This is a genomic window from Haloarcula amylovorans (assembly GCF_004681185.1).
GTDB lineage: Archaea > Halobacteriota > Halobacteria > Halobacteriales > Haloarculaceae > Haloarcula > Haloarcula amylovorans.
This window is the reverse complement of record NZ_SRIF01000016.1, coordinates 1-26,655: the sequence shown is the minus strand read 5'-3', so window position 1 is coordinate 26,655 and position 26,655 is coordinate 1. Positions and strand designations below refer to the sequence as shown.

The window sequence follows — 26,655 nt, the reverse complement described above, 5'->3', positions numbered from 1 at the left end:
TCACCGTAATGGTCCCGCCAACTGGTGATGGGGGTAGCCCTGCCCCCATCGACCGTCCGATTCTCGAGTTTCTCCAATCGCGTCTCCAAGCGACCCAGCAAGTCGACCAAACAACCATCACGGACGCCAGCGGACATCTCGAACTGCAAGTCACGTTCGCCCCATCCTACTACCCTGCTACGGTTGAGGAGGCGACTCTGATGGTCCGCTGGTATACAAACGATGACTTCAAACTTCACTATCGTGAAGTCCATTCAGACCACGCTAGGGAGTGCCGGTGGGACCGGCACCCAAACCCTCACAATACCCGGGACCACTTCCACCCCCTGCCTACTGCCCCGACGCCCGGCGAGGACGCTTCTTGGCCAGACGATTACCGCGATGTACTCTCACTTGTTCTTGACGAGGTTGAGAACCATATCGTTGAACTATGGAACGAGTAGGAGCTTTGTCTATGGGCGGGACAGGCCGAGTGCCTCGGGGCTTGACCCCGACGGTTCCCTTCGAGAGACTGTCGAGCAGTTCAAATACTGCGCCAACACCGCAAGCGACTGGTGCTGGCACGGCGACGACGGCTACCACGTCACTTCCAAAGCCAAAGCCGAACGCGCCCTCTACGACCGACTCCGCGATGAAACCGACTTAACCGCGAATCTTGTCCAGAAAGGAATCCGGCGAGCAGTCGAGGCCGTCAAAAGTGGAGTCGAACGCCTCAAACGTGGTGAGAACACGTCGCAACCGCACTTCTCGGCAGACAGCGCGGTCTACGACAAGCAGAGTGCGACGTTCCACCGCGACCACGTTTCCCTTTCGACTGTGGATGGGCGTGTCGAGTGCGACTACATCCTCCCCGACGACTCGGAGACACCACCGACGAAGTACGTCTCTGACGAGGATTTCGAGTTTCGCGGTGCAGACAGTGCAAATGACCCGCAGCTCCAACTCATTCATACTCATCTCCCCAAACTGGCTGAGGCGGGCTATATCGAGTGGCATCGCGAAACCGGCGAGGTTTCGAAGGGGCCCCGGTACGACGAAATCGAGCCATTCCTCGATTTAATCGAAAATCACGCAGACGAACTCCCACCTAACTGGCCCTAACCTGTCTTCAAGAAGGATCGAGCAGCGATTGTTTCTTGCCCTACAGCGGGTTCTGATTCTTCCTCTAACAATGCGTCCAGCTAGTCTCTCGATTACTTGTAGTCAGCACTGAGCGTTCGCTGTTCAGTAGCGGTACCGCACTCTCATCGCGTCTACAGCGCTACAGCGTGAATTTTCTGGCCCCCGAAGGAGGTGCGGGGGCGCGCCCGAGGGTGCGTCCCGATAGATACCAATGGCGACGATCCAAACTGACCTTCCCGACGCAGAGACGTCTAGCCAGCAAACCACGCACTCCTTCGACGACTCGGATACCCGAGCCGACGACATGCGCGACCGGCTCGATGCGTGGGTCGAGGACCTCGCTGAGCTAACCGACGAGGCTCAGGCTAGCGAGCAGTTCCAGCAGTGGCTCGAAGTCCAGTCGAAGTTCCACGATTACTCGGCCCGGAACACGCTCCTCATCCAGTTGCAGTGTCCCAATGCGACCAAGGTCGCGGGCTATAACACGTGGCAAGCAGAGTTCGACCGGCACGTCCAGCAGGGCGAAGACGCGATCTGGATTTGGGTACCGATCATCACCAGCAAATGTCCTGAGTGTGGGAACTCACCGTCCTATCACGCAAATACGGAGTGTGAGTACGACGAGACCGACCCCGACGAGTGGTCACGCGGGTTGGTCGGGTTCCGGCCAGCCAGTGTGTTCGATGTTTCCCAGACTGAAGGTGAGCCGCTGCCTGACCTCGAAACCGAAGCGTATGGTGATGCAGATGGGCTCGTCGAAGAACTGTTGGCTGCGACTGATGCCATCGATGTGGATGCGACCATCGTCGCTCCCGACGAGTGGAACCACGGGTCGGCACGGGGGGTATGTGAACGGCGGAGTCCAACGGCGACGAACCCAGTCGTGGAGGTCATCGACCGGGAGAACCGGGCGGATCTTGCGAGTACGCTTATCCATGAGTTCGCCCACGCAATCATGCATTTCGAGCGCGAACCGGGTGAGGAGAAATCTCGCTTGGAGGTTGAGGCTGAGGCGGTGGCCTACATTGTCAGTCGGCACTTTGGGTTGGACCCGGACGACTCAGCATTCTACTTAGCTGCATGGGACGAGGACGCGCCGGCGACAGTTCGAAACCGATTAGATCGGATTTCGAGTACGGCGGCAGAGCTTATCGACACCATTGAGGCTTAGGCCACGAAAAGGATCTTTTCGGCGGTCTCTACATATCCGTGGTTGTGCTTCCCTGGCACTACACCCTCTTTCGAATGAAACCGCACCACCAACGCTACTGGTTTTCAGCGGAAACAGTGGTGTGTTTCGACGAAAAGAGAATTCTCTCTAAAATGGATATGTGGAAGTATCGTCCCTTATGGTAGTGGTAACCGCTCTTAAAACTGTTCGGCTGTATCGATGCCAATGACGACACCTTCCTCGTCTGGCGCGAAGTTATCGTTGCCGCGAATCGATTTCGCGAACAGGAGTTTGGCCTGCTCAGTGTGTGCCAGCCGAACCGCGAGTTCTGTCTCCGTGGTGAAGTCGAACTCCTCGAGGAACTCATTCCAGATGGATTCGTGCACCCGGTAGGCGCGCGTGCCGTCTACAGTCACATAGTCCGTACTGTGTTCGAGGTTCGAATGCCGACCAATGAGTTCGGCATGCAGAATGACCAGCGCGGTTGCCAATGGCTGGAGCTCTACGTCTACCATCTCCGCTACACGTTCGATAGTTGCGCCGTCGAGTCCCGATTCGTCTGCCGCGGTTGCAGAGTCATCTTTGAGCATATGTATTGCATGTGTATGACACACAATGAGTGTATCCTCCCACGAAGGATAGAATCACTATTTTATTCAAATCATTTCCGAATGATATTCTCCAGTGGTGATAAAACAGTTGGCAACGGAGATATCATTGATGTTAGAGCATGAGCCAACCTGCCCACTCTGCGAGTTCTCCGGAGAGACGACAATGTCTGTGTACCGCCATTTGCAGGTTAGTCATCGGAAAAGTGAGCTCAGCAAAGCACTGTTACAACCAGAAGAGACAGAGCAGAGCAAACTAAAAGTATCGCAGTAGGACAAGCTCGAAATCAAGAGCTTGATGCATAGTTCGGGTGGGTGAGAGAAGGGATTTCTACTACTCTTGAGTAGTGGGCTTTCGACCTCTGATTTTGTGCGCCTCTGGCAGGTGAGAGGCTCACCATGAGTAGTGACCAGCAGCCAGTTGACGAAGAGGCATCAGACGACACAACTGATGATGTCGCTGCCATCGCCGCGGAGCATCGCCAGGTACAGGCCTCCGGCGAAGTGTTCAAGGGTGACCCAAGAGGAGAGCAGTAGGATTGGTGGGCACCCCACCAAGATGGACTCGCCATCTCGAGACGACGGTCGATAGTCACGGTGCACGGATCAGCTGGCGTTTATGTGGCAGACAGAAACCCAGCACGGCTCAATTACTGGCACTAACCAACATCTGCTGAGTCGACTGTCATTTGTTGGTTAGTCGTGGGTTCGCGATTTTGTGTTCCATCGGTAGACAGGAGAATATAGAATTATATAACGCCCTCAGTATGGCCCAGAAATGAATCTGCTTATACTTCCGGAACAGTCCCCTCTAGATATGGCTTCTGGGGTCCACGTGCAGCTGGAAGTAAGCGGCGTGGCTGGCTGTCCCGTTTCTTCACTGAGTGAGGAGTGTACAATTGAATCCGTGCAAGTCAGCCAAAGTTCTATGACAGAGACTCCAAGCGTTGTTGGCGAAGTAACAGTAGATCACGCTGAGGACACCGAGCCAGAAATACAGTCTGCAGAGAAAGTATTCAACGACAGCTCAACGTCGGTATATCGATATACACACGAGAATAGTGCGTGTCCATGTACGCGTGTTCCAAGCCACGGCTGTCCTGTCCGAGAGATTCGAGCGGATTCCAAACGGCTGGTTGTCTCGTTTATAGCGCCGGATCTCGAAACATTACGGGAGGTTATCTCCGATCTCCAAGCGTGCTGTACAGATGTTACGGTTCGCCGACTCACCCAATCTAGCGAATCTGAGGAGCAACGCTCGTTGCTCGTTGTCGACCGGACTGTATTCACAGACCGCCAATATGAGGTACTCGAGACAGCCCATGAGATGGGCTACTTCTTATCGCCGAAGAATGCGAACTCGAAGGCAGTTGCCAACGAACTCGGGATTTCAGCGGCCACTTTTGTTGAACACCTCTCAGTTGCACAAACGAAGTTGTTAGACCAGATCCTTGCAGAGTAGGGTGGCCGAGTTCATGGTCGGTTTTCGCCAATTCCACACGGAATATACTTCTATCAAGCCCATTGTTATCAACTACCGCAGAGCTAAATAAGGCCGAACATCTTAGCGATAGGTTGTATTCCGATTCGACGGCAATTTTGCATGAACGCAATGCCTCAAACAATCTATCAGGATATCGGCGGGAAAGACGCGGTCGAAGCAGTTGTCACTGATTTCTACGACCAAGTCCTCTCTGATGAACAACTCACGCCCTACTTCGACGGGATGGATATGGATGAGTTACGCGCTCACCAAATTCAATTCATCAGTGCAGTTGCTGGCGGTCCAGTTAACTACACGGGCGATGACATGCGCAAAGCACACGCTTATCTCGATATCGACGAAGAAGACTTCAGAGTTGTCGGAGAATATCTCAAATCAGCACTTCAAATGAACGGGGTTGACGACGAGAACGTTGAGGCAATTATGGTTGAGGTGATGGCATTCAAAGACCCTATTCTCAACCGGTAGTCTCTCCATAGACCAGAAGGGAAATGTGGTGGTGAGAAACCTTCACCCTTCGGTCGAGACGGACACTAACGCATCCGTATTTTGTGCCCCTCCGACGGGTGAGAGGATGTCTCAAAAGCAATCGCGATGTCGTCGAACCACTGCATCGTATTTCGACCAGCGATATGTGCCCGTCAAGTCGATCACAGCGGCTATCCAGACGGAGCAGCCTCTGGAGACCGATCTCGAAGCACAGGTTCTGCGAATTGTCGCTCGGAAGGCGGACAGGCTCGCTACGCCGGATATTCTAGAACTCCGGGCACAGCTGGACGTCAACGTTGCTGAGCAAGTACCACTCCGACAGCAGGTTCGGACCGTCGTCGACGCTATCAGCGAAACGGTCGCTACGTGGGACCAGCAGGAGATGGGAGCATGAGCGGAGATACCAATCCCACGATTCTGGAGGACCTGCCACCTAAGCGACTCCTGTCGGGCGATCAGCTCAAACCGATTCTCGCTGGGATTCGCTGTATGAACTCCATCGAGACGATACAAGCATATCTCGCTTACGAGACGACGCATCAGGACCGAACGCACGTTCAAGACAAACTTCGGCTACGCGCTCGAAAGCTCCGCCGGGGTGACGGCGATGAGTGAGCAGCGACTCTTCATCGAAATCCACGGTATCGGCCCCGACGATCTCCCGGCTCATTCGGACGAGCCAGCAATTCGTGACGAGGTGACAGCCCTCGCGAACGACATTCACGACCTGCTTCGGGAGGAGTACGGATTAACTGACGTCGAAGGTGTTGCGACCGTCGTGAATTCCGACATCCACGAGAAGTTAGTAGGCGAGTCCGATTCCTGACTGAATGCCTCAGACGGCGATTTTGTGCGCCCCAGCAGGGTGAGGGGCGTTCCACTGAGAACGCGCTTCGCCTGTACCAATGTCCACTGCTATAGCCACCTTCGAGGGATTGCTCACGACAACCGTTGCTGGTCTTGGAGGCTGCCGATGACCAGTAATGGTGCCGGTGTGGACGACCGCACGGTCGCCGCGCTGACCGAAGTGATGTCCGTACTGGATTCGGTTGGACGAGTCCGAGGCGCACCGGGTCTGTATCTGGTCGTCTCCTCGTCAGGCTCGGAGTATCTGGTCGATATGGCCCAGGGACGCTGTGAGTGTCCGGACGACTCTCATCGGCCGTCGGTCACGTGTAAGCACCGCCGCCGGGTGGCATTCGCCATCGGTGAGCGGCCGATTCCCGACTGGGCAAATCAGATGCGCTTGATGACCAGTTCGGGTTGCACGTCGATGCCAACCCAAAACGGGCAGTCCCCGACGGCGGTGTCGCACAGGCCCCAGCCGACAATAGCGGTGTCATTCAGTCGGGTAGCGGCCCACTCACAGTCGAACCCCATGACGACCCACGAACGAAGCGAGCGAAACGCGAGGCCATCGACGTTTCGTTTTTGCAAAAGCCCGGTCGGTACGAAATACAGTCGGCCTCAGACAGCGTCTACGAGGTAGACGTACTCGAAGAAACCTGTAGCTGTCCGGACGACGTGTCTCGATGTAAGCATCTGCGGCGGGTCGATATAGAGATTCGAGCGGGATTAGTCCCACGGCCCGATGACCGACTGCCGGATGCGTAGACGGACTGTCCTCGCTGAATTTTTCGCCTCCCACGGTGGGTGAGGAAGTCTTCCAATGTCTTCACAAACTGTCCAGCAACGTGAGTTGAGCGTCTCGACACGGCGCTGTCCCGAATGTAACGGCGACCTCTGCCATAGCGAGCAAGAGACCCACTGTGAGTCCTGTGGGCTCGTGGTCGAGGATTCGCCTGTTGATTACGGACCAGAGTGGCGGTCGTTCGACCGTGAGGAGCGCAAGCATACTGGCGCACCGCAGACGGTGACGATGCACGACGGCGGCCTCTCTACCGAGATCGGATTTTCCGGCGAGGGAGATATTTCGCCGCGGAAACGCCGGCGATTGGCTCGACAGCGCCGACTGCACAGTCGGTCGAAATTCGAGTCCAAGCGAGACCGGAATCTGGCGCATGGGTTGGGCGAGATTCGACGGTTGGTCGGGGCACTGGAGTACGGACAGTCGGTCCGTAAGCAGGCGTCGAAACTATTCCAACGTGGGCAGGACGCCGATCTGCTGGTCGGACGCTCCATCGAAAGTGGGGCGGCGGCAGCCGTCTATGCTGCCTGCCGATACAACACGGTCGTCCAGATGAACGAGATCGAGGCCTACGCCCGCTGCTCGAAACAGGCAGTGTGGACTGCGTATCGGGCGTTCCAGACTGAACTCGAGATTTCGATTCCCGTCCAGCGGCCGGTTGAGTGGGTGCCGAAGGTCTTCTCCGAGCTGCCGGGAGATGTTCCGATGTCGGTCAAGCAGGCTGCTACCCGGGTTGCAGAGCGAGCAACTGAGTCTGCGGAGATCAACGGCAGTCCAGTCGGTATCGACGCGGCATGCGTATATCTAGCGAGTGAGCAGGCTGATATTCGACTGACACAGACAACGCTCAGTGACGCGGTGGATGTCTCGATGAAGACGCTCCGGACGTGGTTCCAGCGGCTTCAGCAGATTGATACCCGTAGCTCACGATGAAGTAGTGTCACGTTCGAAGGGAGGCCCATGGGAGAAGACTCCCAGTGAGGGCGGTGCCGCCCCGTCTTACAGATCGAGGCGACGAACGGTCGACGTCATCTGCTGGGACCGTACCTGATGTCCATTGGCACTCGGTAAATGTTTTCTGGTAGGTTTTTCGCAGCGGAATCTGGGCGTAGTCCCGGAATTAGCTGCTCTGCTTGGGCTATGATGCATAATCCTCGGTGGCTTTTCTACCCTCTGTGAGCCGAAAGTACGGCTGGTGAGCGACGGAACGGCCAATAGAGTTTTAATCCATTCTTGTTTATGGACAGCTGCACGTGATCAACCGTGCGTTCAGAGACACGGTCGCTGCCGTATCAGTGACCACTCGTCAAGGGTATGCGGTTTGGTAGTGGGATGCTATCTGGGTCCGAATAAGGCCCAGACAGTGCGGTTCTCTCACTTTCCAGAAGGGAGGCCTGATGCGATTGCAGCCCTATTCCCCTGAAAGGAAGCCTATCCAACAGTTGAACCACTGGCCACGTCTCAGAGATTTCTGAGTGGAATAGCGACATTGTTGAGTATCACGCGTTGTCGAAGAGTACAGAGATGCGGGCAGACTCCAGTCTTTGTAAAGTCGCCACAGCTGCACCAGCCGGCATAACCGGCCGCTGTCTCGTCATCGGAGTTCCTCAAATTACAGCAGGTATAGAATAGACGCACGTACTAACACTGTTAGTGAGTGCGGTACTCCTCAGTCTCGAATTAGGTGTTCTAACTCTGGGCGCTCAGCTTTGACCCACTTCACTAATGACCCCTCCGCGTTAGAATCGTACACCAACTCTTCGTCAGCGAGGATTTGTTTCCGCTCGCAGTTATCACCTGTCTCATACAATGCCCGATATATCGCTTCCGTGAGCGTGTCACACTTTTTCTCCTTGTAGAACGCCTCACCAGTTGCAACGTACTTCGCACACATTTTCTGTTTTGATGTGTTCTGATAGTATCGTTATTCTTTGGTTACCAGAAGATAACCAACCAAGTGCAGATGTCTAATTTTCAACTATCCCTTGAAGTGGTGACGAGTTCGGCCACAATCATTAACACCATACTCTCTATCGGAAGTGACAATGGGGTATTTGATAAGATGCATCGCAATTATTGGCGGTCGACGTGTCCTCTTCGCGCTTGGCGGCCTCTATATTCTCTTTGCTGCCGGAGTGCCGGTCGTCTCACTGCTCGGGGATCGGCCGACTGAGGCAGCGCTAACAACCTCAATACTAGTCGGAACGAGTGGTATCGTCCTCTTCTACGGTGGTCACCGACTCCCTGAAACGAATATCCGCCCCGACGTCTTCCCAGTTGTCGCCGGGTGGTGTATCCGTGCCGGTGTACTCATGATTGGGATTCTCCTATTCATGACACTCATTACGACGTTGACCGACCCGATTGCAAATTTCCTCATTCTATCGGGTCTCGCGAGTGTTGCTGGCCTGGGAATGGGGTATCACGATGGGCAAGCCAAGACGCGTGCAAAAGACGCTGAGGAGTACGGCGAGAAACTTGAACGCCAGAACGAACGGCTGGAGAGCTTCGCCAGTCTACTGGCCCACGAACTTCGCAATCCAGTGTCGATCGGACAGATATACACACACCAGCTGTCCGAAACGGACAATCCGCAGGCCGTCGGTTACGTCGCTGAAGCATTCGATCGCATCGAGAACACGATCGACATCATGCTGGTCCTAGCACGAGGCCAGAAAGCCTTGTCCGAACAGCAGCCGGTTACTCTTGCTGGCGTTGCGCAGGATGCATGGGACGAGATCGAGACCCCCGAGGCAACACTGACAGTGCAGACCGACCTGACGATAGCGGCTGATGAAACGTATCTCCGCCATTTGCTCCGGAATCTCTTCGAGAACGCAGTCGAACACGGTGGTGACGATGTTACTGTGACGGTTGATGACCTCCCAACTGGATTTTACGTCGTCGACGACGGGAAGGGGATTCCAGTCGACGTTCGGGAGACCATCTTCGAGCGAGGCTACACGACGGCGGCCGACGATGGAGGGATGGGGGTAGGATTAACGTTCGTCAAAACGATGGCAGACATCTATGGCTGGGAGTGCTCGTTGACAGCGAGTACGAGAGGTGGGGCACGCTTTGAGTTCGAGAATATGTACTGAAGATAGTCGTCAGTAGAGGTGTCGATACTGCCTGCGTGATATCGATGGCCGAGTTAGAATGAGACGTCTTCGGTTCGGACGTCATCGACACCCGCCTCGATGCCCGCTCGATCATCGTAGTATTTCCGCCCGATGAACCCGTCTTCGAGATTGCCCACTAGTGAGGAGTAGAGCTCATCTGGGGTGTGGTATATCGCTTCATCGGTACGTTCGAGCACCTCTCGGAGAGTGACTGTGTCTCCAGCGGGGGTCATCAACTCCACGGCTCCTAACTGCTTGAGGACAGTATCTCGGTCGGCAGGGAATGTGAACGCTTGCTCAAACAACTGTAGGGTTTCGGAGTAGCGCATTGGGACTCGATAGACGAATCATTCATTAAAAAACATTATGACCAGATACAATTACACGAGAATTCCTCTTGAGCTAAGAGAGGGGAGCATCTTCTACTCATAGCGGTAGTATCTTGGGCCCAAATAGGGGATGTCTGTAGCAGAACGGTATCGCGAGGTAAGAGAGATTTTGATAGCTGGGAAGAATCTTCAGCTTCGGTTGAAACCGTCAAGGATGGGTGCATGTTGGCCGATTTTGTGCACTCTCCCAGCGAGTGAGAGACCAACCATGGGTAGCACACAGCGATCAGGCACGGCGCTCGAATGGCGCTGGAAAGACGAGACAGATAACCAGCCACTGCCCGAGTCCTGGGCGAGAAAGGGCCAGGAAGAACCCGTTGGGGAGGACGAACAGCCCCTATACGCGATTCAGTGTCGCGGTGGGCTTCTGTTAGAGTGGCAGGTCAGTCGGCAAACCAAAGCACCTGTTGCTGGACCGAACCGAGAGCGGCCAGCGCTACGCGTGCTGTACGTGACTCGTGACGGTAAGCAGGCCGCCGTTCGTGAGTGGGAAGCGATTCGACAGGCTGAGGGGTGGACTCCTGAACCAGAATTCGCGAGCGTGATTGCGAAATCCACCGATGCCTGTGATGATGTCGATGTCGACGATCACGAGTACTATCGGTCGCTCGTCGAAGACCGATACGACATCGAGTAACCAGAAAAACGGCTTTCTGGCTATACTGTCCGTGCGACAGTTTGGACACTAGATAGTACAGAATGGTAGTTGACCGATGTAGAGCCGCTATACGCAAAGCATAACTAAGGCTGCTTGGGACAGTAGTATTGGTGAAGGGGAATCTGATAGTGTCACACGCACCTCACCCCACCCCTTCGTTTCTGTGACAGCGACCCACACATACTGCAATCTCTCCCGATTCGTCCTCGCACGCGACCAGGCCTTCGACGCTGACTAGCGCTGGGCAGCCACCGCTGTTGGCCGTCGACGGGGATCGGTAACTCCGCCGCGGTTTTCTGCGCTCCCCGATAGATGCGGGGCGTACCAGAGAGTGCGCTCCCGAGAGGAACTATGACCGACGACACCACTTCAGACGACATCGAGCGAGTCGAACGAACAGATATCGGGGCCAGCGTCGAAGCCCGACTCAAACGCGGCACTGGCACTTGGGACGAAGACCAGCTCACCATCAAAGCGAAAGGTGAGACCGCAGCGGATGCGCTTGAAGAGTTCGAACAGCTGCTCACCGAGTACGAAGCGGAGTACAGCGACCGGATGCGGGCGATCCAGCCGACGCAGTCTGACGAGTCGTAGCCACTCGCTCTTTTTCTCTTGCTCGTCGATTTTGTGCAGCCTCCAGCGGGTGGAGGCATTCTACAGATGCACACCGAGCCAGTGGACGGAGTCGAACCGACCTTCCTTGATGAAGCACCCATCGGTCCCGATATCGACCGAGTCCTCGTGGCTGAGTACGGCCTCCCATACCACGTTGACATCGACCGTCCCGAGGAAGTGCCCGCCGACGAGACTGAGCGGACGATTGACCTTGCTGAACGGGTGCTCTCGACTGGCGGACATCGTACTGGTCTCGGACACCACGAAGAGATTCGCCAATCCATGACCGCGTGGGCACCGGACCGGGGCGAGGATCGAGCGGCCGATCCTGGCTACTGGCGGCGGATGATGTTTACACTCTCGCCCCGAGAGCGGAATTTCGGCTGTCTGAATGGGGAGCCCGACGAGCGAGCGAAGAAGGCCAAAACCGTGCTAGCGTGGGCCAGTGATTGTCTTAAGTCAGATGTGCTGGCGGCAATCGAGCAGTCCCAGTTCGACGATATCGAGCAGGCGTGGCGCAGTGCCGTCGAAGCGACGAAAGAGCGCCGGGAGATTGAGGCGTTCGCTGCGAATCCGCCAGCGACGTTCGCGGGCTGGACGCGGTTCGACGCTGACCACGAGGCGGTCGAGGCCGCCTATCGAGCCGAGAATCATGGAACGCCCGTGGTTGCAGCAGTGTTCCGTACCGATGCGGACAAAGACGAACTCGACGCACAGGAGTTCACCATGGAGCGCTGGATCAACGCCGGTGGCAACCCTCGTGCTGCCCGGCCGAACCGATTCTGTGTGACCGCTGGGAGCGGTGATGGTGCCTACGCTCGCCTGCGGTCGCATCTCCAGACCTTCGATGTCACGCCGCTTGGCGAGTAATACTGCCTACAAAGTTCTTGAGCTATACTCTCACAGCGACACCGCCAATAAAAGATATCTTGAATCAGCGGCTGATGGAGCAGTCCCGGATCAATCGTCGCTCATAGCGATTTCCGTGGCGGGAGTGCCAGTTGGTTGTTCTTCGAGCCTGATTGCGCCGCCGTGAGTAACCGTTACTTCATGTCCCGCATATTTGAACGAGATAGCACCGCCGGACATCTCCTTAACGGTCATATCCAGAGCATCCGGATCGATACTGTCGTACAGTGGCGGCAACTCAACCACGTCGCTGTTGGTAGTTGTCGCTACCCGTTGGACGATTCGTTCAGATAGACTCCCACTTGTTTCTCCCATACTCGCACTGAATATCAGACAATACATAAACATTTGTCAGACATATATAAGACAAACAACTTTCCAAACCACATCGGTGGCCACGAGTATAGAGATGCCAATTCTTGCGCGGCTGAATTGTCGCTATTGTGATTCAGACAGTGGGGAGGTTCCCTTCGCACCCGCTCCTATCGATGTGTTTTCTGTAGCACCGCAGTGGGCTGGCGTTTATAACTGAAAACGAGACTATCCATGTGTGTGACTGATTGGAACCCCAGCTTCGACCCGGCAGATATCCGTGGGAGCGCTAGCGCAGACCCTCGCGCCGACGCTGACGATGCCGAGGACCTGCCCGGAAACTACCGGACTCCCGACGATGCTGACTCCACCCAGTGTTCGACCTATTCGAAGCCGCTCCCTGAAGCAGAAGTGCACTGTCCGTTCTGCGCTGGGGACGCTCTCGTCGACCCGACGGTCGAGAACGAGAGGTCAGTCGATGAGTGGTCGTTCGGTCGCGTCATCCTTGCCGTCGTTGAGGGGAATACCAAGTACCATGCCCAAGCATTCGGTGCCGCAGCATTTGCTGTCAGTGACGACCTGACGACCGGTACTGAGTCCTCCCGTGCAACAGTCAAGTGCCGGGCAGATTTCAACGCCGAACCAGCCCCACAACTGACCGAGGGGTGGCCGTTCCCGCCGGATATCGTTCGATTTGGTCGCTCTGTGGGGCAGACCCTCTTCGAAACCGCCGTCGAGCAGACCGACTGGGAGCGTCCGAATACCACGCCACGGTTGTTCGTCGAGGACGGCGACGGCTTGACCGAGTACAGCCAGTTCGAAGCGCTGGCGACACGGATCGAGGAGAGTGAGGCGGAGTACTGGTTGGTGCCTGGGATCGTCCAGGCGTATTCTCTTGGAGATCCGGGTGACCTTGAGTACCGATACGACTGTGTTGGCTGTCAGGAGCCGACACCACACTCATATGCTGGCCGGGATGGTCTCGATTTATACCCAGTGACTGGACGGGAAATCTGGATGTGCGATGTCTGCGAACACGCACGGTTTCTCGATCTGGAAGAGGAGTCGAGTGAGTCCGACGAGGAGCAATCGCGCGAGTGGCTGCCCGACAGTGTCTCCTCCGAGGATGTCCACGCCGGCGACCCGCTCCCACACGAAATTGAGTTCGACCAGCAGATTGGAGCCTACCGCGAGCGCCACGGGCAGTATCCGTGGGAGTAGAGTCAAATAGGTGGCCGATGACGTCTCTGAGAACGAGGCTGTCTGCATACATGGAAATTCCACCACAACTACAGTGTCTGTTCTCTGCTGAGATCGAGGAAGATGGTGAGTCGTTCGTGATTGATGTGCCTGCCGATGAGATTCAAATTGGTGAGTTGGAAGCGGGTGAGACGTATCGGGTTGCGCTGCACCCGACCGAGTCAAATACACACCGAAGCAGTGTGGACTCTCCATCAGCGAATGGGCAGGCTCAGGGACCACCCGTTAAGGAGGGGGAGACGCGACGAGTCGAAATCGAGGATATCGGTGAGCAGGGCGATGGGGTGGCCCGAGTTGAGCGAGGGTATGTCGTTATTGTCCCCGACACAGAAGTCGGCGAACGCGTCGCCGCCGAAATTCAGACGGTAACGGAGAACGTGGCCTTTGCTGAAGTCACCGAGCGGATTAGTTACTACGACTGAGTGACGCCAGGTAGCAGGCTTACTCCTCGTCGTTGTCCGAGCGTCGCTTTGAGAGTCGATCGAATCGACTCTGTGCTTCTTCTTTTCGTCTTGCCGTCTCTTGTTCCTGATAGCGTATTTCGACTGGCTCGCCATCGTCAACTTCGAGTTCGACAATCGCATCGGCATGTCGAGCGTCGGCTGGGAGTGTTGTCTCATCGATGACGAGGCTATACCGTTCGTCGTCGCCCTGAACCTCAAGCGTCGCGAGTTCGTCTTCGATGCGATCGACGACTGCCATGTACGTACCATCGGGTATCATGTGTAGGTCTCGCTGAGGACGCGCTCGCCGTCTGCTGTCGTGACGATGACCGTATCGCCACCATTGTTCCAGATTGGGCTGCCAGCATTCCAGTAGAGGTCCGTCGCCGTATTCTGTCCACTTCCAGTGTGGATCGTGATTGTCGAGCCCTCTTCGAGTGTGACGCCCTTGGGAACCGTGTAACTGTGGCCGGCTTTGTCGGCGACCGTCCAACCGGATATGTCAATCGCCGTCTGGCCGTCATTGCGGAGCACCACGTACTCGTCGTTGAGATTCGAGCGATCGTCGCCAGCGGCATCAGCATTGACGTCCGCAAGCGACAACGATGGGGAGGTGTCTGTCGTCCCACCGTCCGTGGCAACGGGTGTCGTCGGTTGCGACTGTCCACTGCCGGTAAAGCGCGCTCTGGTCTCCAGGGGCTGGGTCGCACCGGGAGCGATGGGGTCGCCCTCTCGAAGTTCGAGGGGCTTGGTCGGCGCGGCTTGTTGGGTGCGCACCGTCACAGTTTGGCCATCGCTCCGGAACACCATACCGCCGTGGGTGGCTGTCCAATAGGTGGTGATACTGCGGGAAGCCAGCCGCTCGAGCGTTTCCGTGTTGGGATGGTCATAGCGCGAGTCGTAGGCACTAGAAATGATGGCCACCTTCGGCTGAACGGCATCGAGGAAGGCGGGATTCGAGCTACTGGCACTGCCGTGGTGGCCCGCTAACAGGATCGTCGACTGGAGCTGCGAGCCATAGTTCTCGACGAGGTAGCGTTCCTGGTCGGCTTCCCCATCACCGGGCAGTAAGAAACTCGTTTCTCCATAGGTGAGTTTGAGCACGATACTGTTCTCGTTGCGGGCTTCGTTATCGATGTATGGTTCCGGTGGCCCCATGACCTGTAGGTCGACGCCGTCGAAGGGAATCGAATCGCCGTCTCTGGTTTCATACAAGATGACATTGTGTGTCTCGACGGCATCGAGATACTCCTCGTAGGTCTGGGTACTGGCGGCAATCCCAGGATCGTAGATTGCGCCGATACCGTTGGCCTCCGTTTCGTAGTAGTTGATGATCGCCGCGTTACCGCCGATATGGTCGGCGTCGGCATGCGTAACGACGAAGTGGTCGATGCGTGTGATATTGTGGCGCTGGAGATATTGGAGCACGTATTCCCCATCGTCGGTGAAGTCACCCGAGTCGATCAGCATCGTTTCGCCGGTCGGGCTGATGATGAGCGTACTCGTCGACTGGCCGACGTTGATAGCGTGGACTTCGAGGGTGCCGTTGGCTGTGGGTGCTGTGGTGGTCGTTGTAGATTCGGTATCGGTTGGTGAATGAGCCGCGGTTGGCGTGGGGTCCGTGTCGGTCGGTGAGAGAGTAGTAGTTGTTGAGGGTTCAGTGTCGGTAGGTGCCGCGGTAGTGGTGGTGTCTCCGAGTCCAGCACACCCGGCGATCACGAGCAAAAGGCCGACTAAGAATGTAGCGAGTAGCGACGACCGGTCCATTGGCGATGGTACGCCAGCCAGCCACAAGATAATGGGGGCTACGTCAGGTTCCTCAGGAGTTGAGAAGGATCTCAAGAAAGACTTGCGACAAATCGATGAGAGTGGTCTCTAGAGCCTACAGCTTCGACTCGAAGTCATAGGACGGGTCAGTAACGATGAGTTGGCCATGCCCTCGCCCAACAGTAACACTGCCAGTCAGTTATCCCACAGCTGGGATTCGAGTATATCGTACTCTTCCTCGATATGATTCCACAGTTCATGAGCCTCTTCAAGCGAGTCGATCCCCTGCACTCGCGTCTGCAGTACTTCGGCCTCTTTGGGGCCTAACAATCCCTGCGTGGTTGCCTTCTGGATGGTATCTGCGAGAAGGTCAGCTTGGTACACAGGAGGGGAGACCATATACGAACATCTCCCGGCGCTACCAAAATAATACTGGCTGGTTTTGATCTCGAATAGCTAATATTTAGACACATTAAAGTGGACAAGATGCAACTTTTTTCTGGTAATATAGTGGGAATTAAAATATGGTTTCTGGGATTTTCCCAACAGAAAATGAAAATCTAACTGGCCATCAAATTAATGCTGATAGAGAACCAATACTTGTATGATTAATTATCCACGGTTATGCCAGAGAATCTGCCTACAGTGTTAGTTGTCGAAGATAACCCAGCTGACCGACGCTTGTTCGAAGAAGCAGCCACCGAGATAGAGTTCCCGACACTGGACTTTGCGACTACTACGATGGAGGCAATTACGTTTTTTCCCACCCGGGGTCCGAGTGACGACGAATGTGACGGGCATGACATGCCAGAGCTCCTGCTTCTCGACCTCGATATCCCCGGCGAGGGCGGCATGGCGCTGCTCGAAGAGCTGAAAACAAGTTCGGTCCCGCTCCGTCGGGTACCAATCCTTATCCTTTCGAGCGAAGATGATCAAGCGACGATCGACAGAGCGTACGACCTCGGCGCAAATGCGTATCTCACGAAACCAACGGACTACGAGACCTATCTCGAGCTCGTCAAGGAAATACGGGACTTCTGGCTTGCTCGGATTGAACGGCCCTCGTATAACTAGCGTAGCATGAAACGTCGAGATCGTCCCTAAGCGAGGACACTCGACAGTTGGGCGAACTGGACGCTTTTTGCAACGGACTTGCGGTCCTGTATGATCATTATTGACAAAAGAGAGACTATTTCGTTAGGCAGAACGCCGCATCTCTTTGGCCTGGCACCCTCATAGCTATCAGAGGTTACAGTATGTCGAAATCAAAAAATATCAGCTACCGTCGGTTGGCGCGGATGATGTGCTTGTGTGCTATCCAATCCTCAGCATGTTTATCACAAAATGCGACTGGCCGATTGATGTTCTGGTCGTAGCAGAGAACAGTCGCATCGGTACAGCAGTATGGATCAAAACACGGTACTGGTGTTTTTCCATCGGCAAGAGCTACTCGCCCTCCAGGCAGCTTGTTATTCGCGCTATCAATCATATTTGAAATCTATTCAGTATATTCGCCATGTCTAGCACAATCAAATAGCTTCGTTTACAATATATATTTAAATAAAATAGGAATTATTAGATGATACTTGATATTTATTGGGTAGTCAGGATTTCTGGAGACTATCGGATGTAAGGGAACTAGACAGTAGTGCGGGTCACTCTCGGTTTCGGGACGACTCCATGCCGTAGTGCTACGGGGGCGTGTCAGTCGCGGCCACTAGCTCGTCGATGAACGAAGTAAGGAGCGACTCTGGGTCCGGCGCTGTCGAGCGTGGTGCTGCTTCCCAGAGTTCGGCCTCTAATTCTTGAGCTGCTGTTACCTGGCCATCTGTCGCGGTGACCATGAGAATCGCCTGTTGATAGATGACGACTATTCGCTCGTCGTCGACGTCGAGATGTTCGATGCCAGCTCCTTCGAGTGTGTCTCGGACATCTATTGGTTCGGGGAGTGTGCAGTGCTGCACCGGCGCTTCGTCGTCGGTCATGGTGGATGCTACTGTTCTCCGGTACAAGTATCTCCGGGCGTAGTAGAGCAATCTCTTCTCATATCGCACGAAAATACACAGTCATATATCTGGGGTATCCCATAGTTTTAGCTTAAAAGTAATTCAGCCCAGGTAGCAATCAGGCGGGTGACCAGCGTGTCTCTAATCTAGCCGTTTAGCTTGGATTCAGAGTCGCTGTTGACTCCCGCTAATGAAAGACCTAACCGCGACCTGACATTCGGTTCGAGGCTCAGCAGAATGCTGTGGCAGTTCTCGTGTGGAAATTGAAAGACGAAGGCATTTTGATGGTAGTGGATAATGGCCTTTCGGAATCACACTTGTTGAGGCGATTAGCCAAGAATAGCGGTTCAACGGTGGTCAGTATTCGTGAATTCAAAGCGTGCTCCACCCGTATCGCTTTCGACAATCTGACAGCGCCAGTCATACATCTCTGTCAGTTCGGTAACGAACGCAAGCCCGAGGCCCGTGCCATCGTCGGCAGTCGTATAGCCCGTCTCAAAGACCTGGCTCCGTTCACTTTTGGCAATTCCAGAGCCGTTATCAGCGACGTAGAACCCTGTCGGGAGGTCCCCGACAGTAACCTGCACGGGCATATCTGCCGTATGATGAGTAACTGCATTTTCGAAGAGATTTTCGAGCAGATGCTGGAAATGGATTGGATCCACTTCGATGTTTTGTGAAGCTATAACTGTGAGTTCTGCGCCGCCGACATCGGCATCTGCCCATGCCGTTCTGGCGGCGTCTGCCACCGCAACCGTTTCCCAGTCAATGTTGACCGTTGCTTCTTGGGTGAGAATGAGGATCACGTCAATGAGTTCCTCGATACGATCGAACGCCTCAGCAACGTACTCAACTGCTTCCGGCGCAGCCTCGCTTGGCAGTTGGTTACTGTAGAGTTGCCCGATCGCCAGCGGATTGCGGAGTTCGTGGGCAAGCATATCCGCGAACGATTCGAGGCGAGCGGTCTGGCGCTGGCGCTCGATTTCCGTACTCACCCAATCGCCAAGATACTCGACAAACGCCACTTCCCAATCGGAGAACGATTCGTTCCGCGGTTCCATATCGTAGAAACAGAAGGTTCCATACGAATTCCCATCGACGAATATTGGTGTCCCCAGATAACAGGACATGCCCCAGTCGGCGTTCCCTGCTCGATCGGCGAGCTCCGGCGCATCCTCTTGAATATCATTCAACACAAGTGTTTGCTCGGTCTCGACGGCACATTCGCAGTTTGTCACGTCGAGTGGCACCGTGTCGCCCGCGTTGAGATCAGCGTCTGTCGGTGTGGCGACCGCCTCGAACAGATAGGAATTGGCGTTCTGATCGACCCGAGAGAGCGTCGCATAGTCCGTTCCGACTGCGGTCCGAACGATTTCTAGCAGCGCGTCAATCTGCTTCTCAAAGGAGAGTTCGGGGTCCGCAATAACGTCGTATGCACGGTTCATAGCTTGTTCGCGTTTCTGCAGTTGTGCTTGGCGGCGAGCGCGTTCAGAGACGTCACGGAAATGAAGCCATAGGTCCGTCTCAATAGGATACGCACGTCCCGCCAGCCAACAACCTAATGAGGGGAAATGTGCCTCGAACGAGATCGGTTCTCGCGTTTCTCTAGCGTGTTCGAGTTCTTGCTGGAGGTTCGAATCAGGGGAGTCAAAAAATACTTCGTGAGCATCTGTTCCGAGCAATTCGTCTCTGCTATGTTGGAGAACTTCTTCGGCGTGCTGATTACAATACGTAATCTGCCACTGCTCGTTGAGGCTCACGACGCCGTTAACGAGACGGGTATAGATTGTTGTTGGTGGAACGTCGGTGGCTGACGTCTCCGATGGTCCGTCATCGGCCATTTCTACACTATATGCGCTCGGAATTCATAGTTCCTTGGTGATACCAATGACCACGACTGAGAGCGGACCTGAGAAATACACACTACCAATTTACCAACTGATCAGAACTAATGTGCACTCCGTACTGACCGCCTCGAGTTAGAATATATCCTCTGCTAAGGATTTCGATCGAGCCGATCAATCGATAGTCAATGAATCACCCACAATCTCAATTCCATATCGATCCAGCTGTTCAACGACGCGATTCATCTGTTCCTCGACCTCTGAATCGTCCGGGATCGTCCACGAGTCTGCGGGGCTCCCAACCGACGCCCAGAGTTGTTCAAGACCGGGTTCGTAAACGAACATGAGCCAGCGCGTTTCTTCCTCGGTGATATAGCTGTGTGGGAGTCCCAATCTTTACGATTGTCTCGTAGGGACACGATTTCACACTCACCGTCGTAGACAATCGCAACGGCACAGAGTGCACCACTAGCGTGGCGTGTACGTAATCTACCAAGCGAATATGTCTTGTATATCATTTACTAACGTTTAGTTATCAATATATCTGAAGGTAGTAGCTATGCGAAGTCCGCATCACACACGGGTGTCTCCAAGTATCTCTTGGGTTTGGCAGCATTTGAGACGATATATCGCTGATAATCGTACACTTCCCCTAAGATTTAATATACAATAGCATCAGTTTATATATGTATCTAACTGTGTATGACTGAGTCGATTCAGGTTCTATTCATCAAGAACAATGACGACTTTACACAACAGGTTCTGACTCGCCTTGAACACGAGGAGAACCAATTCAGCGTCACAAGAGCACCAAGCGGGAGGGCTGGAGTAGACCGACTCAAGGACAACTCCATTGACTGTGTCGTTTCTGTCTACGACCTTCCGGAGCAAACTGGTATCGAGGTCCTCGATACCGTCCGTACAGTCCAGCCGGCCGTCCCTTTCATTCTCTGTACAAAGAACGGGAGCGAAGAGATCGCTAGCGATGCTATTTCGGCAGGTGTCTCCGAGTATCTCCGGATAACTGAGAGCACCAATCTATACGACCGACTGGCTAGCCAGATTCCGGCCCTCGTTAGCCAATCGCATATCAATCCCCACGACAATCGAGAGACGGACCACCAGCAGTACCGCGATCAACTTATCGAAATCACAGCCCCACCGAAGGCATCGCCAGATGAGAGGATTTCACAACTTCTGGAGTTGGGATGTCAGCGACTTGATCTTGCCAACGGGCACGTCGTTAAAATCGAAGAGTCACGTGAGCGTCATGAGGTTGTCGCTGTAGCCGGCGCCGACATCGTCCAAGAGGGAGTTACGGACCTCTCGAATACGTACTGCAGGAAAACGATCCAACAAGACGGGATGTTGGAGGTGTATAACGCACCGGCACAGGGCTGGGAAGGCGACCCAGCCTATGAAGCGTTCGAGTTAGGGTGTTATCTTGGGGCGAAACTCCGTGTTGATGAGGGGCTCTATGGCACCGTCTGCTTCGTCAGAGACGATCCCCGGGATCAGCCATTCACTCCTGCTGAAACAACGTTTTTCGAGTATTTGCGCCAGTGGTTCACCCAACTGTTGGAACGAAAACGGCGACTGACCCAGGCTGAAACAGTGTTCAATCAGGTGCAGGACGCGATTTTTCTCGTGAATGCCGACTGTGAGAACTCGTTCAGTATTCAGCGCGTTAATCAGGCCTACGAAGAGCTGGTCGGTTTTTCGGCTGATGCACTCCACGGTAAAACTGTCTGTGACGTGATTGGTGAGGAGATCGGTACCGAAATTGAAGCTCGGTACGAAGAATGCGTCGAGCGCTGTGAACCTCTTTCATACGAGGTCGCGGATGCCGTCGATGGAGAGGCTACACACTTGCAGACGAAGCTCGCGCCAGTCATCGAAAACGGCGACGTGATTCAGCTCGTCGGCGCAACACGAGACATTACTATTCAAAAAGAGCGCGAACAGGAACTCAAGCACCGCCGCGAGGAACTGAACGCACTTGTCGAGGAACTGGAGCGGTCGAACGCCGAACTCGAGCAGTTTGCATCCGTTGTTGCTCATGATTTGAAGGAACCGCTACGGACGATTTCGAGCTATCTGCAGTTACTGGAGCGCCGCTACGCGGCTGACCTCGACGAGGACGGACGCGAGTTTATCGAATTCGCCATCGATGGCGCTGACCGAATGCAGCAGATGATTGCGGATATTCTTGAATTTGCCCGGATCGGCTGCAGTGAGTCGACTACCGAACCAGTTGATTGTAACGCGGTTCTCGACGAGGTGCGAGAGATGCTTCTTACTGACCGGGAGGGCTGTGAGGTGACGGTCGACTCACTCCCGACGGTCATAGGGAATTCAACACAGCTCGCGAAGGTTTTTCAAAACCTGATCGGCAACGCTATCGACCACAGTGATGGTGAGGTTAGTATTTGCGTTACGGCAACCTGCGTGGATGATAAGTGGCGATTCACCGTGGCCGATACTGGGCCCGGGATTCCTCCGGCGCAACAGGATCAGATTTTCGATCTCTTTACAGCTATTGGGGATAGTGGTGGGACAGGAGTCGGTCTCGCGATCTGCAAGAAAATCATCGACCGCCACGGAGGGGGCATCAGCGTGGACTCGACTGTCGGAGAGGGGACGACATTCTCGTTTACACTTCCGGTTGCTGAATCGGCCATCTGAACCCGTCTAACCTGCGCCGACTCAGAGTAAACAAGTGAAGTGCAACGACGCCGCTTCTTTCGCCGTGTCGAGGTGAGTGCTGATTGCCCGAGCATCGCAGTACCCAAACTGCGATTCGCGCCGGTGGACGCAGTTACTAGCCACATCACAAGCCCTGTTGTACAGCAAGAAACGCAGCTTCTCGAATCTTGCAGAGAACGACATCATCCTAACAGCGTATAGCCCACTGGCGAAAGGGAAGGTCTCGGACGACGAGACGCTCACGAAGATCGCGGAACGCTACGGAAAGACGCCAACACAGGTCGCCCTTCGATGGCTGCTCCAGCAAGAACAGGTGGCGGCGATTCCGAAGGCATCGAGTTCGGAACATCTGCAGGCCAATCTGGAGGTCTTCGACTTCGAACTCACGGGCGAGGAGATGACGAAGATATTCGACCTCCAGGGGGGCTTGCTCACGAAATTGCAACGAGCGCTAGGGCTGTAGTTCAGCGTTCGACCACGACGTTCTTCGTTTGCTTGGCGTCGATTCCGAACAACAATCCAGCGAGGAACAACGGCTCGTTGCCGTTGTAGTATCCCTGAATGATGTAATTGACGAGTCCGATGTCTGGCGTTGTTACCCCGAATATCACCAACGGAGTGCAATGATAGCAGCGAGACCGGCGCCCCATCTAATGACGATACCGGAGACTAGTCCAACTACGAAGACAACTACCGCTGTCAGGAAGCTCATAGGGTACCTCATTGAATCTGATCCGCCTCTCGCTTGAGCATATGATACACCCTTGAGCCTTGTTTAGACGCTCTGGAGTGGGCGAGTCAGGAGCCATCCCGGCTGTACAGAAATTCATCGTGAGCACCTCACGGCGCGGTTTCATCAGTTGAGTACAAAGGATGGGAGCCGATTCTGCTGCGTCTAAACAAGGCCCAGGTGGTGCAGTGAGCATCCGCACGAGCGGAGCGAGTGCGGTATCCTGAACGTGAGCGAAGCGAGCCGTACCCGAGGCAGAAAAAGGTACGTTCGCACATCTACTGAGCGGCTGTTTTAGATGCTCCTCCTGAGTAACTGATAAACGACCACACCAAGTCTGTTCGAGATAGAAATGGCGTCCAGCACCGATTCCTCGGCCCCGGTCGATGACGAGGTTCGCCACTATACGAGCAGTATCAGGCGGCCGAGAGCGATGAAGAACGTCGCGAAATTGCACTAGAGATGGGCAAACTCGATGGACGTCGGCACGCGGAGATCTATGCAGCACTCGAAACCGAGTGACCGCGTTCTCCTACGATAGGGGCTTATAGGGTAACTAGTTATTCCGTTGGGTTACCGACAATGATCTCTCTGAAACGGATTGGTGGTCGTGGGGAGTGAGTTTGGTTGTTGCTAGTCGTCAGCAGGCGCTACTCCAGTGGGGCCACCGCCAAGTTCGGTGTCTTGGGTGATGGTTTTGTAGAACATGATAAGCATGGACAGGATGAGCGCGATACCCCAGAGAAACCCAGTGGGCATCAGAAAGCTGAGTCCGAATCCTTCTCCGAGCCAGACGATACCGGGAATTCCCCACTGTCCGGCGATGAACATAACGGTAACTGCGGTGCGGAGACGTCCAGTGATTCCGAGTGCGGGGACGGCGAATCCCATGACGATAGCAAGGATAGAGATCACACCGAGATGTGCGTGGCCGCCGATCATCCAGCCTGGGACACCATTCCCACCAGCCAAGAGGGTGAACTGGTAGAGTCCGACAACCATCATCGTTGCAAGTCCGAAGAAGCCTGAGCCTTTGAGTGCTCTTGTCATATACACTGAAGGGAACATATGCGATCAGGTTAAATGTTGGTAATCAACTGATATTCAGATTGGAAAAACAAATCGACGAGTGGCCTCTTTTGGCAGCTACTGTATACTCCCAATTCTGTGTGTTTCGACATTCTTCTGCACTTAGTGATTCTCCACGAATCATTTCAACGACGGTGACATGACCGACCTGTGTGCTGTATCCAGCACGAGACTTTGAATACCACTGAATTCTGAGAAGGTGGACAGTGATCACTACGTATGCTGTATTGAGCAAATTGAGGGAATGAAGAGCGGGCATGAGATCCATTCTATGATACCTCCAGTACTGAATCCTGCGTGTGCCAAGGGAGAGTACCATTTCGTTCTTACAGGTGCTCTTGACAGCCGTTGATAAACGACCTGAGCTTTGATCCAACGCTCGTTTCAACGCTCAATAAAATACTGTGGCAGTTTTCGTGAGGAAATTGAAAGACGAACGCTTTCTCGTGATAGTGGACAAGTGATTGCCTATCACCGATCGGCAAGCTGTCTGTACTCTGTTCGGTTGGTTCGGGACCGGCTCTGAATGAATCTACGATTGCATGGTACTCTTCGGCGGTATATTCGCCTTTGAGGTTATCTCGGAGATAGATCACTTCACAGTCATCCTCGTATACGATGGCGATGGTCCGTAGCGCCTCACCCACGTTGCTGTAGGCGTATTCCTCTAATCGAGCAGTCGTCTCCTGAGGCATAGGTGTCTTCGTGTGAGAGCCTACTTAGAACTGGGGGCTGGAAGAGAGAAATCCGGCTCTGTTGAAACCCTCAGCGGGTGACAAGTCCTGGCCCGGCTGGGGTCAATACAGGTGGTGTGCGTATCGAGCAGACGAAAGACGTTCATATTGATATACATCCATAAATCAACCGTGCGAGGGGGTCCCTGTCTCCCAATCAGTCACGGTCGGGTTCGCTACCCGATCATCCAGACAATCAGAAGCGTATGTTTCTGACGCTCGTCTAATCTGTTGAAATCATTGAGGGGCTGTCCGAGAATTTAACAGAGATCGACACATCGTTTTACATGAGGAGCTTCGTCATATGGTTGATGCATCCGGACCAGCGGTTCGTCGCGTTCCGGGATACCTGTTACTACGCCTCCGCTGGGTGGTCTGGAATACGGCCGAACGCCGTCCCCGCGCCCCCATCCGTCTTGTTGCTGGGCTCGTGTTGTTCTTCGTCTTGGCAGGTGCGGGAAACCAGTATCGTCCGAGACCCTTTACCGGAAACGGAGCGATCGTGGAGGCCCTCAATATGCTGACTTGGCAAATACCGAATGCGTTGGGATTGGCACTTGCCGTAGTAGTGGCCGCCCTTGTGGTCGACCGTCGCCACCTCTCCGACCTCGGTTTCGCGATCGACCGACAGTGGTGGCGTGAGATCCTGGGAGGGACGATGGTCGGTGCTGGCATCTCCATGCTGACCGTCCTCGTCGGGTTGGGTATTGGTTACTACGAGTTCACTGGCGTGGGACTCACAACTGAACCCGGCTCCTGGGTCGTTATCGCGGTGGGTGCAGCATTGTTCCAACTGCTCTTCGTTGTGCCCGAGGAACTCTTCGTCCGAGGCTATTTAATTACGAATATCACTGAAGGCTTGGATAGCATTTCAGCGATTTCGCGGCGAATGGCCGCAGGAGTTGCGATCCTCGTCTCTTCGGGGTTCTTTTATTTGACACATGCTGTCGCAAAAGGCACGACGTTCGGGCTCATGGTCGCGGTATGGGCGCTCCTCCTCGGCCTCGGATATGTTCTCAGCGGGAACCTTTCCGTTCCGATCGGCATTCACTTCGGCGTCAATTTCACGGGCGTCCTCGCAGGTGTGAACCCGCAACCGGCCAGCCTCCTCAAACTCTCGACAGCGACTACTATTCAGGAGTCGCTCGTGCTTCCAAGTGAGGCAGTTGTGATCCGGTCGGTCGGTGTTGTCATCGGTATTGCCGTACTAGGGTGGTGGTACCACGCTCATGAAGAAGGGATACGAGTTGCCCTAACAATCCCGAAACCGACGCTCCGCTGGCATGAATATCGCAACCCAACTGATGATTAAACGCGATCAGAAGCTCTGCTCAATCCAGAGAATAAGTTTAACAGAACAGACTGGGCCTGTCAACCGATTCACGCCACTGATTCGACACCGAGAATCTCGAAGCGAGCACCACCCGTCTCGTTCTCGGTCACCTGAATCGTCCACCCATGCGCAGTGACCATTTCGGCGACAATAGCGAGCCCAAACCCGGTTCCCTCCTCACGAGTTGTATGCCCCG

The 26,655-nt window shown here is 54.6% G+C and carries 32 protein-coding genes and 2 pseudogenes; 20 read left to right on the top strand and 14 right to left on the bottom strand.

The features are described 5' to 3' along the window. The first annotated feature begins 8 nt into the window (after positions 1–8). From E4S61_RS26900 to E4S61_RS24580, 3 genes and pseudogenes are all read left to right on the top strand, one after another. Positions 9–443, top strand: a complete 435-nt coding sequence (locus E4S61_RS26900; protein WP_135306422.1) for a hypothetical protein — start codon at positions 9–11, stop codon at positions 441–443. Next, positions 382–915, top strand: a pseudogene (locus E4S61_RS24585) (hypothetical protein); the annotation flags it as partial. The gene E4S61_RS26900 and the pseudogene E4S61_RS24585, both read left to right, overlap by 62 nt. Positions 916–1,333: 418 nt before the next feature. Further along, positions 1,334–2,293 (top strand): ImmA/IrrE family metallo-endopeptidase, encoded by a 960-nt coding sequence (locus tag E4S61_RS24580; protein WP_135306421.1) that lies wholly within the window; start codon positions 1,334–1,336, stop codon positions 2,291–2,293. Between the two features lie 197 nt (positions 2,294–2,490). Here E4S61_RS24580 and E4S61_RS24575 read toward each other — a convergent pair whose 3' ends face one another. After that, entirely contained in the window at positions 2,491–2,883 is a 393-nt protein-coding gene (locus E4S61_RS24575; RefSeq protein WP_135306420.1) for a hypothetical protein, read from the bottom strand. 417 nt (positions 2,884–3,300) lie between these two features. Between E4S61_RS24575 and E4S61_RS25780 the strand changes: the two genes are divergently transcribed. The 6 genes from E4S61_RS25780 (at position 3,301) to E4S61_RS24550 (ending at position 5,720) form a co-directional block, all read left to right on the top strand. Next, on the top strand, positions 3,301–3,438 hold the full coding sequence (locus E4S61_RS25780) for a hypothetical protein (RefSeq protein ID WP_167768637.1): 138 nt from the start codon (positions 3,301–3,303) through the stop codon (positions 3,436–3,438). 241 nt (positions 3,439–3,679) lie between these two features. After that, positions 3,680–4,363 (top strand): helix-turn-helix domain-containing protein, encoded by a 684-nt coding sequence (locus E4S61_RS24570; RefSeq protein ID WP_449405173.1) that lies wholly within the window; start codon positions 3,680–3,682, stop codon positions 4,361–4,363. Positions 4,364–4,513: 150 nt separating this feature from the next. Beyond that, positions 4,514–4,873 carry a group I truncated hemoglobin gene (locus tag E4S61_RS24565; protein ID WP_135306433.1) on the top strand — a complete coding sequence of 120 codons (360 nt, stop codon included), beginning with the start codon at positions 4,514–4,516 and terminating at the stop codon, positions 4,871–4,873. A gap of 166 nt (positions 4,874–5,039) precedes the next feature. Next, positions 5,040–5,288 carry a hypothetical protein gene (locus E4S61_RS24560; protein WP_135306418.1) on the top strand — a complete coding sequence of 83 codons (249 nt, stop codon included), beginning with the start codon at positions 5,040–5,042 and terminating at the stop codon, positions 5,286–5,288. Then, positions 5,285–5,509 (top strand): hypothetical protein, encoded by a 225-nt coding sequence (locus tag E4S61_RS24555; protein WP_135306417.1) that lies wholly within the window; start codon positions 5,285–5,287, stop codon positions 5,507–5,509. Before E4S61_RS24560 ends, E4S61_RS24555 begins: the two co-directional genes overlap by 4 nt. Further along, on the top strand, positions 5,502–5,720 hold the full coding sequence (locus E4S61_RS24550) for a hypothetical protein (protein WP_135306416.1): 219 nt from the start codon (positions 5,502–5,504) through the stop codon (positions 5,718–5,720). The genes E4S61_RS24555 and E4S61_RS24550 overlap by 8 nt, the downstream gene beginning before the upstream one ends. Before the next feature lie 410 nt (positions 5,721–6,130). On the opposite strand, the gene E4S61_RS26895 is transcribed toward E4S61_RS24550, so the two are convergent. Continuing rightward, a complete protein-coding gene (locus tag E4S61_RS26895; RefSeq protein ID WP_167768634.1) occupies positions 6,131–6,274 on the bottom strand; it encodes a hypothetical protein in 144 nt (47 codons plus the stop codon). Positions 6,275–6,563: 289 nt separating this feature from the next. On the opposite strand from E4S61_RS26895, the gene E4S61_RS24540 reads away from it, so the two are divergent. Both E4S61_RS24540 and E4S61_RS24535 read left to right on the top strand, forming a co-directional pair. Then, positions 6,564–7,475 carry a transcription initiation factor IIB gene (locus E4S61_RS24540; RefSeq protein WP_135306415.1) on the top strand — a complete coding sequence of 304 codons (912 nt, stop codon included), beginning with the start codon at positions 6,564–6,566 and terminating at the stop codon, positions 7,473–7,475. 1,112 nt (positions 7,476–8,587) lie between these two features. Next, positions 8,588–9,643 carry a sensor histidine kinase gene (locus E4S61_RS24535; RefSeq protein ID WP_135306414.1) on the top strand — a complete coding sequence of 352 codons (1,056 nt, stop codon included), beginning with the start codon at positions 8,588–8,590 and terminating at the stop codon, positions 9,641–9,643. Between the two features lie 53 nt (positions 9,644–9,696). On the opposite strand, the gene E4S61_RS24530 is transcribed toward E4S61_RS24535, so the two are convergent. Then, positions 9,697–9,993 carry a DUF5789 family protein gene (locus E4S61_RS24530; RefSeq protein ID WP_135306413.1) on the bottom strand — a complete coding sequence of 99 codons (297 nt, stop codon included), beginning with the start codon at positions 9,991–9,993 and terminating at the stop codon, positions 9,697–9,699. A 268-nt stretch (positions 9,994–10,261) separates the two neighbouring features. On the opposite strand from E4S61_RS24530, the gene E4S61_RS24525 reads away from it, so the two are divergent. From E4S61_RS24525 to E4S61_RS24515, 3 genes are all read left to right on the top strand, one after another. After that, entirely contained in the window at positions 10,262–10,690 is a 429-nt protein-coding gene (locus tag E4S61_RS24525; protein WP_135306412.1) for a hypothetical protein, read from the top strand. Positions 10,691–11,062: 372 nt separating this feature from the next. Continuing rightward, positions 11,063–11,305 (top strand): DUF7389 domain-containing protein, encoded by a 243-nt coding sequence (locus E4S61_RS24520; protein ID WP_135306411.1) that lies wholly within the window; start codon positions 11,063–11,065, stop codon positions 11,303–11,305. Between the two features lie 66 nt (positions 11,306–11,371). After that, complete coding sequence (locus E4S61_RS24515) at positions 11,372–12,196, top strand: hypothetical protein (protein WP_135306410.1); 825 nt, start codon at positions 11,372–11,374, stop codon at positions 12,194–12,196. Between the two features lie 90 nt (positions 12,197–12,286). On the opposite strand, the gene E4S61_RS24510 is transcribed toward E4S61_RS24515, so the two are convergent. Next, positions 12,287–12,550, bottom strand: coding sequence for a HalOD1 output domain-containing protein (locus E4S61_RS24510; RefSeq protein ID WP_167768636.1), 264 nt, complete (start codon positions 12,548–12,550; stop codon positions 12,287–12,289). A gap of 237 nt (positions 12,551–12,787) precedes the next feature. On the opposite strand from E4S61_RS24510, the gene E4S61_RS24505 reads away from it, so the two are divergent. Together E4S61_RS24505 and E4S61_RS24500 are read left to right on the top strand one after the other, a co-directional pair. Further along, entirely contained in the window at positions 12,788–13,768 is a 981-nt protein-coding gene (locus tag E4S61_RS24505; protein ID WP_135306409.1) for a hypothetical protein, read from the top strand. A 50-nt stretch (positions 13,769–13,818) separates the two neighbouring features. After that, positions 13,819–14,229, top strand: coding sequence for a TRAM domain-containing protein (locus tag E4S61_RS24500; RefSeq protein WP_135306432.1), 411 nt, complete (start codon positions 13,819–13,821; stop codon positions 14,227–14,229). 19 nt (positions 14,230–14,248) lie between these two features. On the opposite strand, the gene E4S61_RS24495 is transcribed toward E4S61_RS24500, so the two are convergent. The 3 genes from E4S61_RS24495 to E4S61_RS24485 all read right to left on the bottom strand — a co-directional run bounded on the left by E4S61_RS24495 (position 14,249) and on the right by E4S61_RS24485 (position 16,416). Next, positions 14,249–14,530 carry a DUF3006 domain-containing protein gene (locus E4S61_RS24495; RefSeq protein ID WP_135306408.1) on the bottom strand — a complete coding sequence of 94 codons (282 nt, stop codon included), beginning with the start codon at positions 14,528–14,530 and terminating at the stop codon, positions 14,249–14,251. Then, positions 14,527–16,017, bottom strand: coding sequence for a lamin tail domain-containing protein (locus E4S61_RS24490; RefSeq protein ID WP_135306407.1), 1,491 nt, complete (start codon positions 16,015–16,017; stop codon positions 14,527–14,529). The genes E4S61_RS24495 and E4S61_RS24490 overlap by 4 nt, the downstream gene beginning before the upstream one ends. Positions 16,018–16,212: 195 nt before the next feature. Beyond that, a complete protein-coding gene (locus E4S61_RS24485) occupies positions 16,213–16,416 on the bottom strand; it encodes a hypothetical protein (protein WP_135306406.1) in 204 nt (67 codons plus the stop codon). Between the two features lie 225 nt (positions 16,417–16,641). Here E4S61_RS24485 and E4S61_RS24480 point away from each other — a divergent pair, with 225 nt between their 5' ends. Further along, positions 16,642–17,091 carry a response regulator gene (locus tag E4S61_RS24480; protein WP_135306405.1) on the top strand — a complete coding sequence of 150 codons (450 nt, stop codon included), beginning with the start codon at positions 16,642–16,644 and terminating at the stop codon, positions 17,089–17,091. 617 nt (positions 17,092–17,708) lie between these two features. Here E4S61_RS24480 and E4S61_RS24475 read toward each other — a convergent pair. The 3 genes from E4S61_RS24475 to E4S61_RS25770 all read right to left on the bottom strand — a co-directional run bounded on the left by E4S61_RS24475 (position 17,709) and on the right by E4S61_RS25770 (position 20,212). Continuing rightward, positions 17,709–18,002 carry a hypothetical protein gene (locus E4S61_RS24475; protein ID WP_135306404.1) on the bottom strand — a complete coding sequence of 98 codons (294 nt, stop codon included), beginning with the start codon at positions 18,000–18,002 and terminating at the stop codon, positions 17,709–17,711. A gap of 368 nt (positions 18,003–18,370) precedes the next feature. Continuing rightward, on the bottom strand, positions 18,371–19,864 hold the full coding sequence (locus E4S61_RS24470) for a sensor histidine kinase (RefSeq protein WP_135306403.1): 1,494 nt from the start codon (positions 19,862–19,864) through the stop codon (positions 18,371–18,373). A 177-nt stretch (positions 19,865–20,041) separates the two neighbouring features. Further along, positions 20,042–20,212: a hypothetical protein gene (locus E4S61_RS25770; RefSeq protein WP_167768635.1), complete on the bottom strand. Its 171-nt coding sequence runs from the start codon at positions 20,210–20,212 to the stop codon at positions 20,042–20,044. Between the two features lie 357 nt (positions 20,213–20,569). Between E4S61_RS25770 and E4S61_RS24465 the strand changes: the two genes are divergently transcribed. Together E4S61_RS24465 and E4S61_RS24460 are read left to right on the top strand one after the other, a co-directional pair. After that, positions 20,570–22,552 carry an ATP-binding protein gene (locus E4S61_RS24465; protein WP_135306402.1) on the top strand — a complete coding sequence of 661 codons (1,983 nt, stop codon included), beginning with the start codon at positions 20,570–20,572 and terminating at the stop codon, positions 22,550–22,552. Positions 22,553–22,709: 157 nt separating this feature from the next. Then, a complete protein-coding gene (locus E4S61_RS24460) occupies positions 22,710–23,036 on the top strand; it encodes an aldo/keto reductase (protein WP_245180943.1) in 327 nt (108 codons plus the stop codon). A gap of 1 nt (position 23,037) precedes the next feature. Here E4S61_RS24460 and E4S61_RS26890 read toward each other — a convergent pair. The 3 genes and pseudogenes from E4S61_RS26890 to E4S61_RS24445 all read right to left on the bottom strand — a co-directional run bounded on the left by E4S61_RS26890 (position 23,038) and on the right by E4S61_RS24445 (position 25,087). Next, positions 23,038–23,285, bottom strand: a pseudogene (locus E4S61_RS26890) (hypothetical protein). Between the two features lie 651 nt (positions 23,286–23,936). Then, entirely contained in the window at positions 23,937–24,353 is a 417-nt protein-coding gene (locus E4S61_RS24450) for a hypothetical protein (protein ID WP_135306400.1), read from the bottom strand. A gap of 365 nt (positions 24,354–24,718) precedes the next feature. Further along, positions 24,719–25,087, bottom strand: coding sequence for a hypothetical protein (locus E4S61_RS24445; protein ID WP_135306399.1), 369 nt, complete (start codon positions 25,085–25,087; stop codon positions 24,719–24,721). Between the two features lie 343 nt (positions 25,088–25,430). On the opposite strand from E4S61_RS24445, the gene E4S61_RS24440 reads away from it, so the two are divergent. Next, positions 25,431–26,438 carry a CPBP family intramembrane glutamic endopeptidase gene (locus tag E4S61_RS24440; protein ID WP_135306398.1) on the top strand — a complete coding sequence of 336 codons (1,008 nt, stop codon included), beginning with the start codon at positions 25,431–25,433 and terminating at the stop codon, positions 26,436–26,438. Positions 26,439–26,506: 68 nt separating this feature from the next. Here E4S61_RS24440 and E4S61_RS26625 read toward each other — a convergent pair. After that, a partial coding sequence (locus E4S61_RS26625; RefSeq protein ID WP_135306397.1) for an ATP-binding protein occupies positions 26,507–26,655 on the bottom strand: 149 nt, incomplete at its 5' end.